The sequence below is a fragment of the Bdellovibrionales bacterium genome, from assembly GCA_019750295.1.
GTDB lineage: Bacteria > Bdellovibrionota > Bdellovibrionia > Bdellovibrionales > JAGQZY01 > JAIEOS01.
In genome coordinates this window covers 1-15,246 of record JAIEOS010000088.1, presented here as the reverse complement: position 1 = coordinate 15,246, position 15,246 = coordinate 1, and the positions used below count along the sequence as shown (strand labels likewise).

Sequence of the window (15,246 nt, the reverse complement as noted above, 5' to 3'; positions counted from 1 at the left end):
TCGTTCCGTTGGACGAGATGATGAGCCAAAGACGTTTTTTAAGAAAGGGGAAAGTATCATATTCTCGACCTAAAAAAGAGTTCTTGTTTGGCAGCGGTGTAACAGTTCTCCATTTCGGCAAGTTTAAAAACCGCATTGATCTTGCGAGAAAACTTTTTAAAAATGGCAAAAGACCTTAACTGTAAATGGACGATGGAGTCATTATAGAGTTTGAGTTCGGCATAAGCCGATTCCGCAGGAATGTTGTCAATCTTGGCATACTCGCCAACAGCAGGATGATAATTTTGGCGAGAATCGTCGGAGGCATCGACACTGATCCGCACCGCATCCGAAAGTGTACCCAAAAAATACGGAGACTGCTCAAGCACATTCTTCATACAAAAAATTTCTAAAAGATTTAAATACTTTTGGCGATGGAGTGCGAGGGTCTTCTTCGCACGGAGCTCATCGCTGATGAACTCTTCGTCAATCCGAGTGAGATAACCTCGCTCGAATTTATAGAATTCACTCTCATCATCAATGGCATTAATGTCTAAGTCTGGATTTTTTATTTTTAAATTTTCGTAAGCAAAGGCCTTAAGACCCGTATTCAGAATGCCCTCCGAAAGCGCTTTCGTTACATTAATTGAATTCGGACGTGCCAGAATCAATTTAGATTCAGCGTCGATTAAAAAATAGTTCCAGGGAATACGAACTTGAGGGCTGAAGAAATCCATAACTAGTTATGCCTCCACGCCGCTCGGTCATTTTGAATGACAGCCATCACATCATCCCAAAGTTTGATACGAGCGTCGATGGCCTCTAAAGCGGCCTGTTCGGCTTCGTGAATATGTACTGGATCGTGATTACAAAGATTTTCGACAAGCTCGATCGAAGCCGGGCCATGCTCTCCCCCATCGATTTGGATATGGCGCTCAAGGTAGTGGTGAAATTTGGGACAGTCCAATTTGGAGATACTTAAACTCTGTGTGAGCCCCGTAAACATATCGGGAATGATCGTCTCTCGTCCAAAACAAAAAGCTGCGGCCACGATATGAGCTTCTCCACTCTCAACAAACTGAAACGTTTTTCTCATAAAGTGGGCGGACGCTGCCGGAACCGTAGAGGTGTCCAGAGCCTCCCAAAACCCGAGATGACGAACTTGTTCAATAAATTCTTCAAACTGATTGGCGTCCGCTCCCACTTCAAGCATCGCCTGGCAATACAGATCATGATGACTGATCGAGCTCTTTCCATCGATATCGATATCGCTCTCTTCTGCCAGAATAATCTCGTTAACGAGTCGAGCTGAGCCATTACGAATATTCGGCGTCGGTAACCAACAGGTCGTGCTGGGACAAACATGATGCTGAAGAGTTTTAATTAGACTCATAAAATCCCACACCGCGAACACGTGATGCTCCATAAAAATATGTAAATCATCGAGGGATTTAATTATATTTTGCGCAAACAAGGGATGCTCGTAGAGAGCTCTTTTTCGAGCGAGGATCTTGTTTTGTGGCAATTTCATAAGACTCGATTTTTATAATACCGTTGGGGTTAAGGCAATAAAATGTAACACGGTGTTTTATCTAAATCGATCGGGGCGATGAATGGAGATCCCGCTTTTGCTTTTTTTCCAGGGAATGTCAGATACATATTCCCTCCAAAGATCGTAAAAAATCCAACGAATCCGGCCATCTGGACCGAGTTTCTTCGTGATGGAAAGCGGCAAAGCGGCGTCGATGACGTCTCTCTGCGCAAATGGAGCAAACCAGTCCAGATCACACTGGCTGTAGCCCCAAACTCTAAACGGCCCCTTGATCTCAAGATTCACCCTCATCCACCGCTCGATCCAAAACTTGGAAGGGGCGTTGACCAAAATCTTCTGAATCGTCTCGTAGATTTCGCCGATGGCTTTTTGGATATCAGGAACTCGTGACGCAAATTCTGGATCTTGCAAGAGATAACGAATATCGGGAGAAAGGTGGGTGCCGTGATAGTGGCCACTGGTATTTGCCAAAGTGAGCCAAAGGCGGCTCATATCTTCGAGATCAAACTGGGGGAGTTGATTGAGCATCTTCAAAAAGATCCCGTCCTTCGGTCCTCCGAACAACTGATCCCCGATTTCTCCATGCCAAATGCGCGTCCCCGACTTCACAAATTTTTTCACGGCTAATTTTTTGAGAGGAAACGCATTTTCCCTCCAGAAGCATTTTTGCCGAAGTCGGTCCTGCTCGGGGAGTTGATCGACCAGATCTTGCCGATGAAAGTGAACCTTGATGTCCATCTCTCGAGCGATGTCCTTCACAAAATGAATCTCGCTTTTCGTTTGAAGCTCGGAATAGATATGAATGATTTCGAATTTATCGAGAAGTTTTAGTTTTTTAAGTATGCCCGCCATGGTGACTGAATCACGCCCAGCACTCATAACCAAAATATTGTGATCCGCCACATTATCGAGGAAGACTTTCTCGACGATACCTTGGAACTTCGTCGTATCTTCCTCGTCGGTGTGCGCAGCCTCGGAGAGGGATAAGTATTTCTTCTGCGTCCCCCGAAAAAGGACATGACCCGGTTGCAAACGATAAACACCCTGACGATTGGTCACCGACCCCACCGTATGGCCTGTGAGCAGCGAAATCATCTCGGTCCCAACCGTGTCCTCTTTGAGATCGCTGTGTAAGATGTCGGCGAAAATACTTGTTAATTTGTTTTGGGAATAAAAGAGTGGATAATTTGCCAAGTGATCCACTATGGCAATGGTGCCCTGTCGGCGACTTTGGAGAACCGCTGCAAAGGTGCCCTTGATCTCGGCGATGTCCGTCTGTGTCTCGAGGCGCGCGGCGAGAGTGGACGGAGGACAAGGCAAAACACCTCGAACGTAAAGTTCACCTTCACTCACTGTGTATTTCGAAAACTGAGACGGAAGCTTTAATGCTAAAAGCCCATCTCCCGTTTGCGGTGTGACTTCAACCTGCATATGGGGTTGGAATTTACCTGTCTCCAGTTGACTTTCAATACATATTTTCGATTTCAAACTCGATGAAATCGTTACAGGGATCCTGGGATGTTGGTCGTGTTCAAAAAAAAGCGGCAAGTGGTCTTGCCGCTTTAGAGCTAAATGCCCCCTCTAATCTCGAGGGGGGCACTACAACTTAAACATGAAGTCATAACACCACCTCCATTCCGGCTTTAGAAAGCCAGTCTCAGAATACAACAAAAGCGAGACCTGGCCCAATCAATTTTTCTATGACAAGGTATTACGAAAATCATGATTTATGCCGTTAGTTCTATGTGCGTTTATCATCGAGTAAATTTTTATTGTTCGTCGCCGTGACGCTTTTGACCTCGGCCTGCTCGACGATGGAAGGGCCTTCCCTTTCCTATCATGAGCGCTGCATGGCCGAGGCGATTCATGGCGAGGCGCGCGGAGAATCGCACGAAGGAAAAGTATTTGTCGGTCAGGTCATCCTCACCCGCCTGCATTTAGGTTATCAAAAAACTTTGTGCGAAGTGGTTTATGCACCCAAACAGTTTGCGCCTCGTCGTGGTTATGGTGTGGCCGCTGCAAAAGCCACCAAAGAAGCGATCCGCAAAGGACCCAATGGGATCACCCATTTCCATTCCTATAAAAAACAAATCTCCCCGAATGCCAGCTTTTCCAGTCGCTGTCTCGCCAAAGGAAAAATCGGCGGTCACTGGGGATTTAGCTGTAACGATCGAGCTCCGGCCTCCCGCTAGAAGAGAAGGCCCACGCGAAATCCACCCATTGTGGGATTACTATTATCCATAATCGATTGGACAAAACCTTCGAGACTCAACTGGGCTTTAGCGGTTCGAAAAATTCGAACTCCCGCAAATGCACCCACGGCAAACCCTTTTGCGTCAGGACCATGTCGAACGTTTCCATAGGCGTAACCAAATTCAAGTCCGGCGATGGGCGATACGTCTTCCACCGAAAACAAATAACCGGCTCCGATCATTCCTGATAGCCAAGCACCGCCCTGACGGGACGGGATTGCGGCGTGACCACTCAGACGGATTTCTGCATTCGGATTCACTTCCCAATGACGAGCCAGTTGAATCGAATAGAACGTATTCTCGTTATTCAGCTCCGAAGCCCAACCTGGCCCAAACGAAAGCGAAGTGAGATCCAGAGTCTCCACTCGCGTACGAACTCGCTCTTGATCCTCGTAGGAAATTTCACCCACGCGCGGAGCCTTTCGCGGTTCCGAAGTCGATGTGGGTTCGTTGTATTGAGCCTGCGCGGATAAAACTGAAAGAGAAACTAGAGCTAAAAAAACAAATTTCATATAGGCAACCTTGTGTCGATAAAATTAATAAAATGGAGATAACACAAAAATATAAATTTGAGCAGAAACACATGAACGATTGAAAAAAACTCACCAAAGGGGACAAACTGTCAAAAATTTCGACACCCTCGAAGGAACCCGATCATTGTGGATTCTTTCTCCAATTGAGAGGTGCAAACGATTGCCAAGGAGACCAATGAATCCCTTCGCGATTTAAACTTTATTCATTTACAATAGTAAAATGAGAGCTGGTCACATTGCTACCATCATTTCTCTGTTGATATTGATACCGACCTTTTACGGTCATTTCTTCTATTTGTATCAAGAAAATTGTCTTTTAAATTACCGATCTTTTTCGATGTGTGGGCCGATAGGATGGGTGGTTTCAGTATTAATATTCGTTTTGATCATTTTTCTGTTTTTTGTGGTGTCTCCACGCAAAAAAGAATAACGATCCAAAGGAAAATAATATTGCGAACCCGACGAACAAATTGTTCGACAGTGTCGTATCGTGAGAGGCTCTGATTCCAAAGTAATAGATCACGACCTTCATAACGATGGCCGCTTGAGCAAAAGCCCAAACATAGGGTAGCAATTCTTTTTCAACCGACGTCAGTTTAAACAATGGCTTCCTCGGTGGGGCCCCTCGCGTGGGAGAAAAGCCCCAGTATTGATTTCCATGGAAGTCCGCACAGACCTCATTCCAAGCCTGGGCGATCTCCGCTGAGGTCTTGGGGTGACTTAATCGACTTCGCAACTTCTCCAGAGCGCATTGGAATATCCTATCCGCTTCACTTTCGATAAAATATCCTCTTTGCGGAGAGAGATCGCTCTCTCTGTGACGAAATATATCGTCCCACGCGACTTGAGCCTCCGTCGGAGTGTGGTCTCGCAGAGTTTTAACGATCGTATCAAATGTGCTTTTTTCCATAGGCGCAAGGTAAAGAAAATTACCGAGATTGGCAACTGCCACTTGACGGGATGTTCTCCTGTTCCTACCCTGAATATATGATTACTAAAATCAACGTGGGCGGCAAAAATATTGATTGGATTGATGTCATCGATCCTTCCCCTGAGGATATCGACGAGATCAGTGAGAAATACGGTTTGCCTCAGCATACCATCTTGGATTGTTTAGATCCGGAACATCTTCCTAAGTTCGAAAAGCTCAATAATGGAATGAATTTTATCATCCTTCGCGCGTACGACGAAAACGCCCCCAAAGACGCCGATTCGATGCAAGAGTTGACTCGTAAACTGGCCATCTTTATCACCAGCTCTTTTATGATCACTATTCATCGTAAAGATCAGCCCTACTTAGCCGCAATTCGCGAACGCTGGCACAATCACGAGACAGATAACTGTTCCATGAACGATGTCGTGGCCGACTTATTTCGCTGCATGATTGCCACCTACGACTCCCCGATTGATCGCGGCCTCAATCAGCTCGAACAATTAGAGATGGGTGTATTTCATGTCCAAGGGGCTAAATCTTTTAAAATTAAGGAAGGCTATTATTTGAAACGCAAGGCCTTCGTTTTTCGGCGAATCATGCGGGCCTCTCTCGATTTACTTCCGAAAATGGGATCGACCTATGACGTACAGACGTCGCACTGGCAGGACGTTAAAGAAAACGCCGAAGCACTGTTCTTCTACGCTGATGAATTGACCGAAAGCGTGACGAGCTTAATTAACCTTCATATCTCCATGGCCACCCAAAAAACAACGGAGGCCTCGCACGAAACCAACGAGGTCGTGCGAGTCTTAACCATTTTCTCGGTCTTTTTACTCCCGTTAAATGTGATCACGGGAATTTACGGAATGAACTTTGATAAGATGCCGGAGCTCCGTTGGGAGTACGGCTACCCGATGACTCTAATGATAATGCTCACGTTTATTATCGGAACTTACTTCTGGTTTAAACGTAAGCGTTGGTTAAAATAACTATTTTTCCGCAACCACGTACTTTGTCAGCAATGAAGTATACGATTTCACGTCTTTAAACCCCGCCTCTTTGCAGAGGGGTTCGAGGGGAACCATCAGATAGTTTTTGTAAAAGGGCTCATGATACACCACGGGGAATCTTTCCAAAGCCCAGTTAAACCGAGAATCGCTATCCCACTGTAAGGAGTCAGCAATCGCTAAAACTCCTCCGGGCTTTAAGACTCGATACGCTTCCGCTAAAACTTGCATACGAACTTCACGGGGGAGTTCGTGGAACAAATACGTCGAGCAAACGCAATCGAAGTGATTGTCTGGATATTTTAATTGAGTGGCGTCGCCAGCGACCCAATCGATATTTTTGAGATTCGAGAATCGCTCTCTCGCAAACTGAAGGTAGGGTTCACTGAGATCGACCGCGGTGATTCGGGCCGTCTCAAAAGCCATTGCCAACGGCTTTGTCGAAGTTCCTGGACCGGCTGCTAAATCGAGAATCTGTGATGGCTCGCGACCCCCAAGGCGATTCTTAAGGTGCGGAATCAGCTCCCGTCTCATAGCGCCAGCGGTGCCCGCAAATAAAATTTCGACCTGATGCTCATAACGTTTCGCCGAAGCGTCACTTAAATATCCATCAGATTGGAAATGGAAATTCCGAAGATAGTAGTCTGGAAGATTTGAATATTCTCGTAGGGTCTCCTCAGAAAAATCACGATGATTCTTTTTGCGCATTCTCCACGCGACTTTGGTTCCATCCCAGAGGACATCAATCAAAGTTTTAACGTGATCCACCGGAGATTCAAAATCCTGAGCCGCTCTCGGGTAGTATCCCTCGACTATATTGTGATGGTCGCGCTCATGAATCAAAAAAGTCTCTTTAAGGAGGGTCCGTAATTCTTCGTTAGTCGGAGGTGGCATCTGAATTCCAGAGACAATACGGCTGATCTGTTGGATCGGGAGCCCCTCAAGAATATAAAAAACACTTCGCAGAGTCGGAAGCACGGTGTGCACCCGATCCCATCCTCTATCAACAAGCTTATTGAGTGAATCTTTGAGTAAATCGGCAACCATGGTTTGCAAAATAGGCGAAACAAAGCCCCCCCGCAAGTGCTTTCAGGCAAAAGGCCTAGATCAATGCTGGGTGGGGATCAATATTTCGACCAGAGCCGAGTATAACTTGTTCAATTCGGGGTTATTTTGCCCGATGAGTTTGAGTTTATCCTGGAATTCAACACCCGTGTTGGATTTAAAGGCCTCCACCCATTGCGATTGATTTAACGACCAAGCCTCTGCACTGATTGGATCCCGCGAATCCATCACGTGATCAATCTGAGTCACAAGTTGGCTCATCCAGCGAAACCATTGAAATTCCGAGTCCGAAAGCAAAAGCTGTAATCTTGTGTTTGGATTGTTGATCGGTCCGCGGGCCTTTTCGGTTTCGGAGAATTGCCACTCCATAAATTTCTTATGGAGTAATAAGAGTGTGGTCGAAACCGTCTGCCATTTTTTTTTCATTTCGGGGGTCATCATTCTATCCTTCGACATATTTTAGCCCAACAACAGATGCAATAATTAACACCAGGAAAAACAATCTCAACGGGTTCGCACTGTCTTGAAAAAACAAAATACCCACCAGGGCCGTGCCACAAGCCCCAATCCCGGTCCATACCGCATAAGCTGTACCCAAAGAGAGTGTTCGGGTCGCCAAGGTTAATAAGTAGAAGGAAATCCCAGCGCTGGTGACAAAGCCAAGAGTGTAAGGCCAGCGACTAAAACCTTCCGATAACTTCATAAAGGTCGTAAACCCGACTTCAAAAAAACCTGCTATGATTACAAACACCCAAGCCATATTCCCTCTGTTTTATCTGCCGTAGAGTGCAGTGTCGTAAAACTAGGGGTTCTGCAACCTTGAGTCAAACCCTCAACAACGTTGCGTCAGACGCTTTTGCTGCATAAAATTAGAGAAATCGATCTCTGGTTAAAATGAACGACAAAAACTTTCCGTAAAAAGGAGTCTTCCATGAAATTTTTAAGTGTACTTTTCGTTTTGGTGGCCGCTCAATTGGCGTTCGCAGATGCTGAAGTCGGCAAAGCCGCTCCCGATTTTTCTCTAAGTGCTCAAGATGGCAAAACTTATAAATTGGCTGATTTCAAAGGTAAATATCTCGTCCTCGAATGGTTCAACAAGGATTGTCCTTATGTCAAAAAACATTATGGCGCCAATAACATGCAAACGATTCAAAAGAAAATTGTTGGCGATAAAGAGATCACATTCGATAACAAAAAAGTTTCGGCTCAATGGCTCTCGGTGATCTCGTCGGCACCCGGCAAACAAGGCCACCTTTCCCAAGATGATGCCAAAAAGGAAATGACGACGTCAGGAATGAATAGCACCGCCCTTCTCCTGGATAACGATGGAAAGATGGGAAAAGCCTACGGGGCCAAAACCACTCCGCATGTGTTCATTGTCAATCCCAACGGAAAAGTTGTCTATGCCGGGGCCATTGATTCGGATTCAAGTTCCGATCCGGCGACAATCGCTAAAGCCACAAACTATATCACGGCGGCGTTTGAAGACCTTAAGGCCAAGAAAAATATCACCAATGCATCGACCAAGCCTTACGGCTGCGCGGTGAAGTACTAGGTTTATGAAACTCATACGGCAAATGGCCAGCGTGCTGAGTACCCCTCAGCAGGTTCAAGCCTTTTTGCGGCAGCATCCCTACAACGAAGAGGAATCGGGCGAGACAGTGAGGTCCGCCGAGGCCGCTCTTCGTGCGAAAACCTGGCATTGCCTGGAGGCCACATTCATTGCGGCGGCCATTCTTGAGATTCACGGCTATCCTCCCATACTTTTGAGTATGGAGAGCCGAGACGGTTTAGACCATGTTCTTTACGTATTTAAGGAAGAGAACCGCTGGGGAGCTATTTCAAGATCTCGAGATGATGGTCTTCATGGCCGCAGGCCTCATTTTCGATCGTTGCGCGATTTGGTCTGGAGCTACTACGACCACTACATCGATCGAACAGGAAAAATTACAGGATACCAGGTGGCTCACCTCGACGAGATTCAATCGGATTGGCGAGCATCGTCCAAGAATCTATGGCAAGCCGAGCAGTATCTTATTGATCTCAAACACATTCCGCTCAAATCGTCGCAACATCGCTACAAGAATGTTTATAGACGCGTCGTCAAACAAAAAGAGATTCTCCCTCCCGAAGACAGTTGGTGGTAGTATGCCCTCATGTCCAATTTTAAAAAATCCACGTTTTCTCGCACCACTCAACTTCTCGGCATGGCGAGCAAGATCGCTCAGCACGAAGTCACTCAACGGATCAAAAATTCTCTAGCCTCGCAAATCGAAGCCAAGGCTCCCGCGATGCTCAAGACGAGAATCGCGCAAGCCAAAGTACTTACCGAAAATTTATCTCAACTGAAGGGCGCCGCCATGAAGGCCGGGCAACTTTTAAGTTTAGATAGTAGCGATCTTCTTCCCCCCGAAGCTCTCGAGGTTTTATCACAGCTTCAAAACATGGCCGATCCTCTCAAGTTCGAAGATGTACAACCTGTGGTGCAAAGTGAGTTAGGTCAAAAAAAATTCGAGGAACTGAAGATAAATCCACAGCCCTTTGCTGCCGCGAGTTTGGGACAGGTTCACAAAGGGACTTTAAATGGGGACCCTGTGGCGATTAAAATTCAATATCCCGGGGTGCGAGAATCCATCGACGCGGATCTTAAAATTCTGAAAAAAATGGTTTCGATGTTCCTCACCGTGAGTAATAAAAAAATACCGCTAGATAGCCTCTTTGAAGAGTTCAAACGTCTGTTAAAACAAGAGGCGGATTATGTTCAAGAGAGAGACTTTCTTAATCGCTATCGAAAACTTGTGGGAAACTCGAGTCTCAAAGATCATTTGTTGGTGCCCCGCACTTACGATGACTATTGCTCCTCTCGCGTTTTGACGATGAGTCTTGAGGACGGACTCAGTCTTAACCAGTGGCTGCAAACCCAACCGAGCCTTAACGATCGGGAAAATGTCGGCCGTTGGATCTTGGATCTTTACTGCCACGAATTTTACCAGTGGGGAATGGTCCAAACCGACCCTAACTACGGAAACTTTCTGATTCAACAAAACCCATTAAAAATAGTCCTGTTGGATTTTGGCTCCACCCAAGTCTTTGAGAAAAAATTTGTCGAGGATTATAAAAAAGTTTTGCTGGCGTTTTATTCTCTCGATGCAAAAGCGATGATCGAAGCTTCAGAAAATTTCAATCTGTTAGATCCTCGCGAAAGTGATAGCGTTAAACAAAACTACGCTGATTTCATGCGCCTTTCGATTCAGCCCTTTATGGCCGAGATGCAGCCCTTCGATTTTGCAAATGCCGATTACGGCAAAGCCCTTCAAGATGCAGGAAAGCGATTTACTCTTTCTCTCAAGTACTCCCCACCCCCACATCACATCATCTTTTTACATCGAAAACTCGGAGGATTATTCAATCTTCTTCGAAAGATGGAAGTCAAAATCGATATAACTCCCTACTGGCAAAAATTGATCGAAACAGAATTCACAGGTCCAGACTAAACAAAATAGGAATGGACCCAGTGGAAGAGGTAAGTGATCACTTCGGAAAATAAATAGATTTCCGCGACAAATCCTCCGATCGCCAATAAAGCCAGAAGCCCATCGCGCTCGATGATACTAAAGGCTAACGCAAAAATGATGAGAGCTGGAGGGAAGTTTGTTCCCGGAGGCAGGGGTAGGGCGAGAAACAATGCGGCCGTGATGATCGCCGTGGCGATGATGACTCTAAATATCCACCAATCCAACATAAAGATGAAGCGAGGCCGAATGAGAAACTCAACTCTCGCAAATATTTTTCTCCCGAGGATCGGAGCTTTTTGAATTAACGTCTGTGGTAAGTGAGCACTTTTAAATTTTTCAGGAATCCACGGCTCCGATGAAAAAATCCACGCGATCGTGACCGCGGTGATGATCAGTCCAAAGAGAACGGACAAACCGGGAATGGGAATCGGCAGCAAAAATGGGAAAGACAAAAGCAGAATTAAAAAACCGTAACGCTGAGGCCCCAGCTCGGTGAGCAGGATTTCGAGCGTCAAAGGACGATCTTTACTCATTGCTTCTAAATCGTTTAAAAAATCAGAAATCCGACGGTGTTTGCTATCGTGTTTTTGATGGGGTTTTTCGTCGTGTTTCGCTTGACCTACGCTCATAATCGGTTCAATCATCTCCCTTTTTGGGGGAAAAATCTATGGATGCTCATACATTTGACGACGTTTTACTAGTTCCAGCTTACAATCACCACACGTCTCGTCGAGACGTAACCACTCAAGTCACAGATAAGACCGGTAAGTTAAAATTGGACTTGCCAGTGATCTCCTCGAACATGGACACCATCACCGAATCCGAAATGGCGAACTTTATGGGTAAGAATGGCGGCATGGGAGCGCTCCATCGATTCATGAGCATTGAGGATAACGTGGCCGAGTTTAAAAAATGCAAGTTCCCTGCTTTTGTCTCCTGCGGAATTAGCGAAGCCGAATTACAGCGCGTGGAAGCCCTAAGAGATGCGGGCGCCGACTATTTTATTATCGACGTCGCCCACGCCCACGCTAAATACGTGGGGCAACAGATCAAACACGTGCGAGAAGTGATCGGTGAGAACCGATTGATCTGCGCTGGAAATGTCGCCACCTATGCCGGCGCCGATTACCTCGCCTCGTGTGGCGCAGACATGATTAAAGTAGGGATTGGCGGAGGCTCGGCGTGCACCACCCGTGTGAAAACGGGCTTTGGAGTTCCGACTCTTTTTAGTATAAAGGAATGCTCACGCGTTGACCGTTCGCTGATTGCCGACGGCGGATTAAGAACTCCCGGAGATATTGTAAAGGCCATCGCCTTTGGCGCTGATTTCGTCATGCTGGGAGGAATGCTCTCAGGCACAACGCCGACTCCAGGAAAAGTCAATGTGAGTCCTGACGGCAAAAAAACCAAATCCTATCGCGGAATGGCCTCACGAGAAGCGGTCGAAGATCAATTTGGTCCCATGCCGGAATGGAAAACTGCCGAAGGCGTTAGTTTTCATGTCCCCTACAGAGAAAATCACGAAGAGATTATCGCCGACATCCGCGGAGGCCTTCGCTCCGGTCTTACCTATGGCGGCGCCATTGACATTCGCGAGCTTCAGAGGAAACTATCTTACATGACCATCACGCCCGCGAGCCAACGCGAGAGTGTGGCTCACGGAATTCTTGATCGCGGAGTAAAATGATTTTTTTAATTTTGATTTCACTGGTCCATGCGGCATCGGTTCCTCCGGAAGGCGAACTCAGAATTCAATTTCGCGGTCTTTGTCGCCGCTCTTGGTCGAAAGGCCAAGACATCGTGCTCTCAGGAAATTACTCCATCGAGACGAACATCGGCCAAACCGGTTTGACTTCCAATAGCATAGAATCTCGCACGCAAGCGAACAACCTCACCACTCAGAGAACCGAAATTCGATCTCCAGACCGCCCTATCGAAAACGGCACGGTGACGCTCTCTATGAATCAAGTCAGTCACGCGATGCTGACGGCGGCCACCCCGAAGGGAAGCCTTCACTTTAAGTCTTTACAAATTCGGGTGCTGCGCGACGGGGTCACCGAAGCTCGAACGGATCTTTTGGTGACCAGCGAATACGCTCGTCTCGGAGCCAGTGCCTCTCAGAATATTTGGCAGGCGGCGGTTCGCCAAACATCCTCATCTTCGCTGGATGAAGTCTTTAATAATCCGGGGCGAGAGCATTGTTTTTTTCTTAAAGGTGAAAACAATGAATCCGTTCGATGTGACCAGAATTCAATCGAGCACACTTGCGCGAGCCGAAAGGACACAAAGTCGCTGCTGATCTATTCAGTGACCTTTAATGCGCCACAGCAAGAGATCCAATCGGTGGAAGTGGTCCCCCGCTCTACCGGAATTCGGCAATAGCTGACACCTCTAAAGGCCCGTTCTGTCAGCCCTTTGCGGGTTTTTGCGAAATCAATGCTTGGAAAATTTTACAAAATCGTCTACTTTTAAATCTGCAAATATAAGCTGGAGATAAGGTCCGGCGTTTCTACAGTGCACCGTAAAGGCACTTCTATTTGGGGGACATTTGAAATACAGCACTCTATTGAACTGGTGTGTAAGCCTGCTTGTTGTCATCTCGTGCAACAGCGTTTTCGCAAAAAACTCTTTTCCATTGGAGCCCGATCATCAAGAGACACCCGGCGCTCTTTGCACGAATCCCGATGAATATCGCTATCCGGAAAAGATTCCTTACTGCAAACGCAACGTCTCCAAATCCAAAAAAAATCAGGTGATTCAAGTTTACGAGAATGATCTTGGCTTTGAAATCCTCGATCTCGGCCGAGAGAACTTCAAAATCGATCATCTCATTCCCCTTTGTGCGGGTGGAAGCAATGAGGAATCCAATCTTTGGCCACAATATAAAGAGATCTACGCGCAAACGGATCCCGTAGAACAAATTCTTTGCGAAAGAATGGCCGAAGGGATGCTCCGTCAAAAAGACGCTGTGGTGCTGGTTTTGGATATGAAACACTACCGCAAGAGTCCGGAAGAGGTCTTGGCGATTATCAACACCCTACCCAAACCCAAGAAATAGTTGATCTTTTTGTTTAATACATATTAAACTTTACCTTTCGAGGGAAACAGGCTATAAAAAGCCATAAAGTTTAAGGAGTACTAAACATGAGATCAGAAAGTTCGGAACTGGCCGCCCTTATCGGAAGCTTCACAGAATACTGGGGCTTCAAAAAAATTCACGGAAAAATTTGGACACTTCTGTTCCTCAGTGATGTTCCCCGAGATGCGGGCTACTTCATTAAGGAGCTCCGTGTCTCCAAGGGGCTTATATCCATAGCCCTCAAAGAAATGATCGATCACAAGGTGATCTTAAAGATCGACAAAGTCGAAGCGGGGACTCAGCTTTACGAAGCCAACCCCAGCGTTCTCGAGGTGATCTTTAACGTCCTTCGCACCCGCGAGAGAAAACTCATTGGAGAAATCCAATCCACCTTCTCCCGCCACAAGGACTCCCTCCGGCAGAAGCAGGACTTCTCGCCGAAGCGAATCGAGTCCCTGGGTGAGATGATCGGCGCTGCGACTCACGCGATTGATGGCTTCCTAACTCTCGGAGCCATTCGCGGTGAAGCGTTTAAGCCCTTTGAATTTGTAGAAAAATAAATCGGGTATAGAGACTAGATGCCTTTGGTCGATCCCCCATCCGCCGAAATCATCTGCCCGGTGATATAACCTGCAAGATCAGAGGCGAGAAACGCCGCGAGAGCCCCAAACTCTTCCGTCGTTCCGAGCCTCCTTGCAGGGATCTTTTGAGTCATCTGGGTGATATCCACACCCAACTCCGTGAGACGCTCCGTTTGAGTGTATCCCGGGAGAAGAGCATTAATTGTGATCCCATCCTCGGCCACTTCGTGACTGATGGATCGAACCAGACCTAAAAGCCCGGCCCGCAAACCATTGGAAACTGTTAAATTAGGAATAGGCTCTTTAGCCGCCACCGATGTGACGATCAAAATGCGTCCCCATTTATTCTTTTTCATTAGTGGCAAAGCCGTTTTGATCGAATCCACCGTGCTCATCCATAGAGACTCAAAGCCTTCGCGCCACTGCTCTTCGGTCACTTGTTCAAAGCTTCCTTTAGGGGGGCCACCGGCATTGATCACCAATATATCTAAGGCCCCCAAATCTTTGATCGCACTTTCCGTCAAAGTCCGAGCGGCATGGCGTTGCGTGAGATCGCAGGTGTAAGCTTTTTTTGCGCCCATTTCTTTTTGGGCTTTGCTGAGAGTGGCTTCCGTGCGAGCGCAAATGGCCACCTCCACACCCTCTTGGACTAGAGCCTCCGCAATTCCACGGCCGAGACCAGCGGATGCGCCCATGACCAATGCTTTTTTATTCTTTATTTTTAAATCCATACTTTCCCTCTGATCTAA

General features: G+C 46.8%; 19 protein-coding genes and 1 riboswitch. Of the genes, 9 read left to right on the top strand and 10 right to left on the bottom strand.

Features of this window, described 5'->3' with window-relative positions:
- Nucleotides 1-56 precede the first annotated feature (56 nt).
- Genes K2Q26_12940 through K2Q26_12930 form a run of 3 tightly spaced genes read right to left on the bottom strand, consistent with a single transcriptional unit; the run spans nucleotide 57 to nucleotide 3,019 of the window.
- Nucleotides 57-716, bottom strand: a complete 660-nt coding sequence (locus K2Q26_12940; GenBank protein ID MBY0316426.1) for a hypothetical protein — start codon at nucleotides 714-716, stop codon at nucleotides 57-59.
- Between the two features lie 2 nt (nucleotides 717-718).
- The gene (locus tag K2Q26_12935) at nucleotides 719-1,510 is read right to left on the bottom strand and encodes a DUF3050 domain-containing protein (protein MBY0316425.1); all 792 of its coding nucleotides are present in this window, start codon (nucleotides 1,508-1,510) and stop codon (nucleotides 719-721) included.
- A gap of 57 nt (nucleotides 1,511-1,567) precedes the next feature.
- On the bottom strand, nucleotides 1,568-3,019 hold the full coding sequence (locus tag K2Q26_12930; GenBank protein ID MBY0316424.1) for a hypothetical protein: 1,452 nt from the start codon (nucleotides 3,017-3,019) through the stop codon (nucleotides 1,568-1,570).
- A gap of 257 nt (nucleotides 3,020-3,276) precedes the next feature.
- Between K2Q26_12930 and K2Q26_12925 the strand changes: the two genes are divergently transcribed.
- Nucleotides 3,277-3,723, top strand: a complete 447-nt coding sequence (locus K2Q26_12925) for a cell wall hydrolase (GenBank protein ID MBY0316423.1) — start codon at nucleotides 3,277-3,279, stop codon at nucleotides 3,721-3,723.
- On the opposite strand, the gene K2Q26_12920 is transcribed toward K2Q26_12925, so the two are convergent.
- Together K2Q26_12920 and K2Q26_12915 are read right to left on the bottom strand one after the other, a co-directional pair.
- Nucleotides 3,720-4,295: a hypothetical protein gene (locus K2Q26_12920; GenBank protein ID MBY0316422.1), complete on the bottom strand. Its 576-nt coding sequence runs from the start codon at nucleotides 4,293-4,295 to the stop codon at nucleotides 3,720-3,722. The two genes, K2Q26_12925 and K2Q26_12920, sit on opposite strands and share 4 nt — an antisense overlap.
- Nucleotides 4,296-4,686: 391 nt before the next feature.
- The gene (locus tag K2Q26_12915; protein ID MBY0316421.1) at nucleotides 4,687-5,268 is read right to left on the bottom strand and encodes a hypothetical protein; all 582 of its coding nucleotides are present in this window, start codon (nucleotides 5,266-5,268) and stop codon (nucleotides 4,687-4,689) included.
- Between the two features lie 35 nt (nucleotides 5,269-5,303).
- On the opposite strand from K2Q26_12915, the gene K2Q26_12910 reads away from it, so the two are divergent.
- Nucleotides 5,304-6,239, top strand: a complete 936-nt coding sequence (locus K2Q26_12910; protein MBY0316420.1) for a hypothetical protein — start codon at nucleotides 5,304-5,306, stop codon at nucleotides 6,237-6,239.
- Here K2Q26_12910 and K2Q26_12905 read toward each other — a convergent pair whose 3' ends face one another.
- From K2Q26_12905 to K2Q26_12895, 3 genes are read right to left on the bottom strand one after another with little or no spacing between them, the layout of a single operon-like run.
- Nucleotides 6,240-7,313, bottom strand: a complete 1,074-nt coding sequence (locus K2Q26_12905; protein MBY0316419.1) for a methyltransferase domain-containing protein — start codon at nucleotides 7,311-7,313, stop codon at nucleotides 6,240-6,242.
- Between the two features lie 51 nt (nucleotides 7,314-7,364).
- Nucleotides 7,365-7,763: a hypothetical protein gene (locus tag K2Q26_12900; protein ID MBY0316418.1), complete on the bottom strand. Its 399-nt coding sequence runs from the start codon at nucleotides 7,761-7,763 to the stop codon at nucleotides 7,365-7,367.
- A gap of 1 nt (nucleotide 7,764) precedes the next feature.
- Nucleotides 7,765-8,082 carry a multidrug efflux SMR transporter gene (locus tag K2Q26_12895; GenBank protein ID MBY0316417.1) on the bottom strand — a complete coding sequence of 106 codons (318 nt, stop codon included), beginning with the start codon at nucleotides 8,080-8,082 and terminating at the stop codon, nucleotides 7,765-7,767.
- A 171-nt stretch (nucleotides 8,083-8,253) separates the two neighbouring features.
- Here K2Q26_12895 and K2Q26_12890 point away from each other — a divergent pair, with 171 nt between their 5' ends.
- Genes K2Q26_12890 through K2Q26_12880 form a run of 3 tightly spaced genes read left to right on the top strand, consistent with a single transcriptional unit; the run spans nucleotide 8,254 to nucleotide 10,816 of the window.
- Nucleotides 8,254-8,877, top strand: coding sequence for a redoxin domain-containing protein (locus K2Q26_12890; GenBank protein MBY0316416.1), 624 nt, complete (start codon nucleotides 8,254-8,256; stop codon nucleotides 8,875-8,877).
- A gap of 4 nt (nucleotides 8,878-8,881) precedes the next feature.
- On the top strand, nucleotides 8,882-9,469 hold the full coding sequence (locus K2Q26_12885) for a hypothetical protein (GenBank protein ID MBY0316415.1): 588 nt from the start codon (nucleotides 8,882-8,884) through the stop codon (nucleotides 9,467-9,469).
- 9 nt (nucleotides 9,470-9,478) lie between these two features.
- Entirely contained in the window at nucleotides 9,479-10,816 is a 1,338-nt protein-coding gene (locus K2Q26_12880) for an AarF/ABC1/UbiB kinase family protein (protein ID MBY0316414.1), read from the top strand.
- Here K2Q26_12880 and K2Q26_12875 read toward each other — a convergent pair.
- The gene (locus K2Q26_12875) at nucleotides 10,813-11,481 is read right to left on the bottom strand and encodes an exopolysaccharide biosynthesis protein (protein MBY0316413.1); all 669 of its coding nucleotides are present in this window, start codon (nucleotides 11,479-11,481) and stop codon (nucleotides 10,813-10,815) included. The two genes, K2Q26_12880 and K2Q26_12875, sit on opposite strands and share 4 nt — an antisense overlap.
- A gap of 23 nt (nucleotides 11,482-11,504) precedes the next feature.
- On the opposite strand from K2Q26_12875, the gene K2Q26_12870 reads away from it, so the two are divergent.
- The 4 genes from K2Q26_12870 to K2Q26_12855 all read left to right on the top strand — a co-directional run bounded on the left by K2Q26_12870 (nucleotide 11,505) and on the right by K2Q26_12855 (nucleotide 14,476).
- On the top strand, nucleotides 11,505-12,524 hold the full coding sequence (locus K2Q26_12870) for a guanosine monophosphate reductase (protein ID MBY0316412.1): 1,020 nt from the start codon (nucleotides 11,505-11,507) through the stop codon (nucleotides 12,522-12,524).
- Nucleotides 12,521-13,219, top strand: coding sequence for a hypothetical protein (locus K2Q26_12865; protein ID MBY0316411.1), 699 nt, complete (start codon nucleotides 12,521-12,523; stop codon nucleotides 13,217-13,219). Before K2Q26_12870 ends, K2Q26_12865 begins: the two co-directional genes overlap by 4 nt.
- A gap of 76 nt (nucleotides 13,220-13,295) precedes the next feature.
- A riboswitch (purine riboswitch) is annotated at nucleotides 13,296-13,393 on the top strand.
- 10 nt (nucleotides 13,394-13,403) lie between these two features.
- The gene (locus K2Q26_12860) at nucleotides 13,404-13,895 is read left to right on the top strand and encodes a hypothetical protein (protein ID MBY0316410.1); all 492 of its coding nucleotides are present in this window, start codon (nucleotides 13,404-13,406) and stop codon (nucleotides 13,893-13,895) included.
- 86 nt (nucleotides 13,896-13,981) lie between these two features.
- Nucleotides 13,982-14,476: a hypothetical protein gene (locus K2Q26_12855; GenBank protein ID MBY0316409.1), complete on the top strand. Its 495-nt coding sequence runs from the start codon at nucleotides 13,982-13,984 to the stop codon at nucleotides 14,474-14,476.
- Nucleotides 14,477-14,490: 14 nt separating this feature from the next.
- On the opposite strand, the gene K2Q26_12850 is transcribed toward K2Q26_12855, so the two are convergent.
- Nucleotides 14,491-15,246, bottom strand: a 756-nt coding sequence (locus K2Q26_12850; GenBank protein ID MBY0316408.1) for an SDR family oxidoreductase, incomplete at its 5' end; no start/stop codon positions are given.

Excerpts from the sequence above, each read along its gene's own strand:
- K2Q26_12875 (MBY0316413.1), bottom strand. The coding sequence starts at position 11,481 with ATGATTGAACCGATTATGAGCGTAGGTCAAGCGAAACACGACGAAAAA.
- K2Q26_12890 (MBY0316416.1), top strand. The coding sequence starts at position 8,254 with ATGAAATTTTTAAGTGTACTTTTCGTTTTGGTGGCCGCTCAATTGGCG.
- K2Q26_12900 (MBY0316418.1), bottom strand. The coding sequence starts at position 7,763 with ATGATGACCCCCGAAATGAAAAAAAAATGGCAGACGGTTTCGACCACA.
- K2Q26_12935 (MBY0316425.1), bottom strand. The coding sequence starts at position 1,510 with ATGAAATTGCCACAAAACAAGATCCTCGCTCGAAAAAGAGCTCTCTAC.
- K2Q26_12855 (MBY0316409.1), top strand. The coding sequence starts at position 13,982 with ATGAGATCAGAAAGTTCGGAACTGGCCGCCCTTATCGGAAGCTTCACA.
- K2Q26_12880 (MBY0316414.1), top strand. The coding sequence starts at position 9,479 with ATGTCCAATTTTAAAAAATCCACGTTTTCTCGCACCACTCAACTTCTC.
- K2Q26_12920 (MBY0316422.1), bottom strand. The coding sequence starts at position 4,295 with ATGAAATTTGTTTTTTTAGCTCTAGTTTCTCTTTCAGTTTTATCCGCG.
- K2Q26_12940 (MBY0316426.1), bottom strand. The coding sequence starts at position 716 with ATGGATTTCTTCAGCCCTCAAGTTCGTATTCCCTGGAACTATTTTTTA.
- K2Q26_12865 (MBY0316411.1), top strand. The coding sequence starts at position 12,521 with ATGATTTTTTTAATTTTGATTTCACTGGTCCATGCGGCATCGGTTCCT.
- K2Q26_12870 (MBY0316412.1), top strand. The coding sequence starts at position 11,505 with ATGGATGCTCATACATTTGACGACGTTTTACTAGTTCCAGCTTACAAT.
- K2Q26_12895 (MBY0316417.1), bottom strand. The coding sequence starts at position 8,082 with ATGGCTTGGGTGTTTGTAATCATAGCAGGTTTTTTTGAAGTCGGGTTT.
- K2Q26_12885 (MBY0316415.1), top strand. The coding sequence starts at position 8,882 with ATGAAACTCATACGGCAAATGGCCAGCGTGCTGAGTACCCCTCAGCAG.
- K2Q26_12910 (MBY0316420.1), top strand. The coding sequence starts at position 5,304 with ATGATTACTAAAATCAACGTGGGCGGCAAAAATATTGATTGGATTGAT.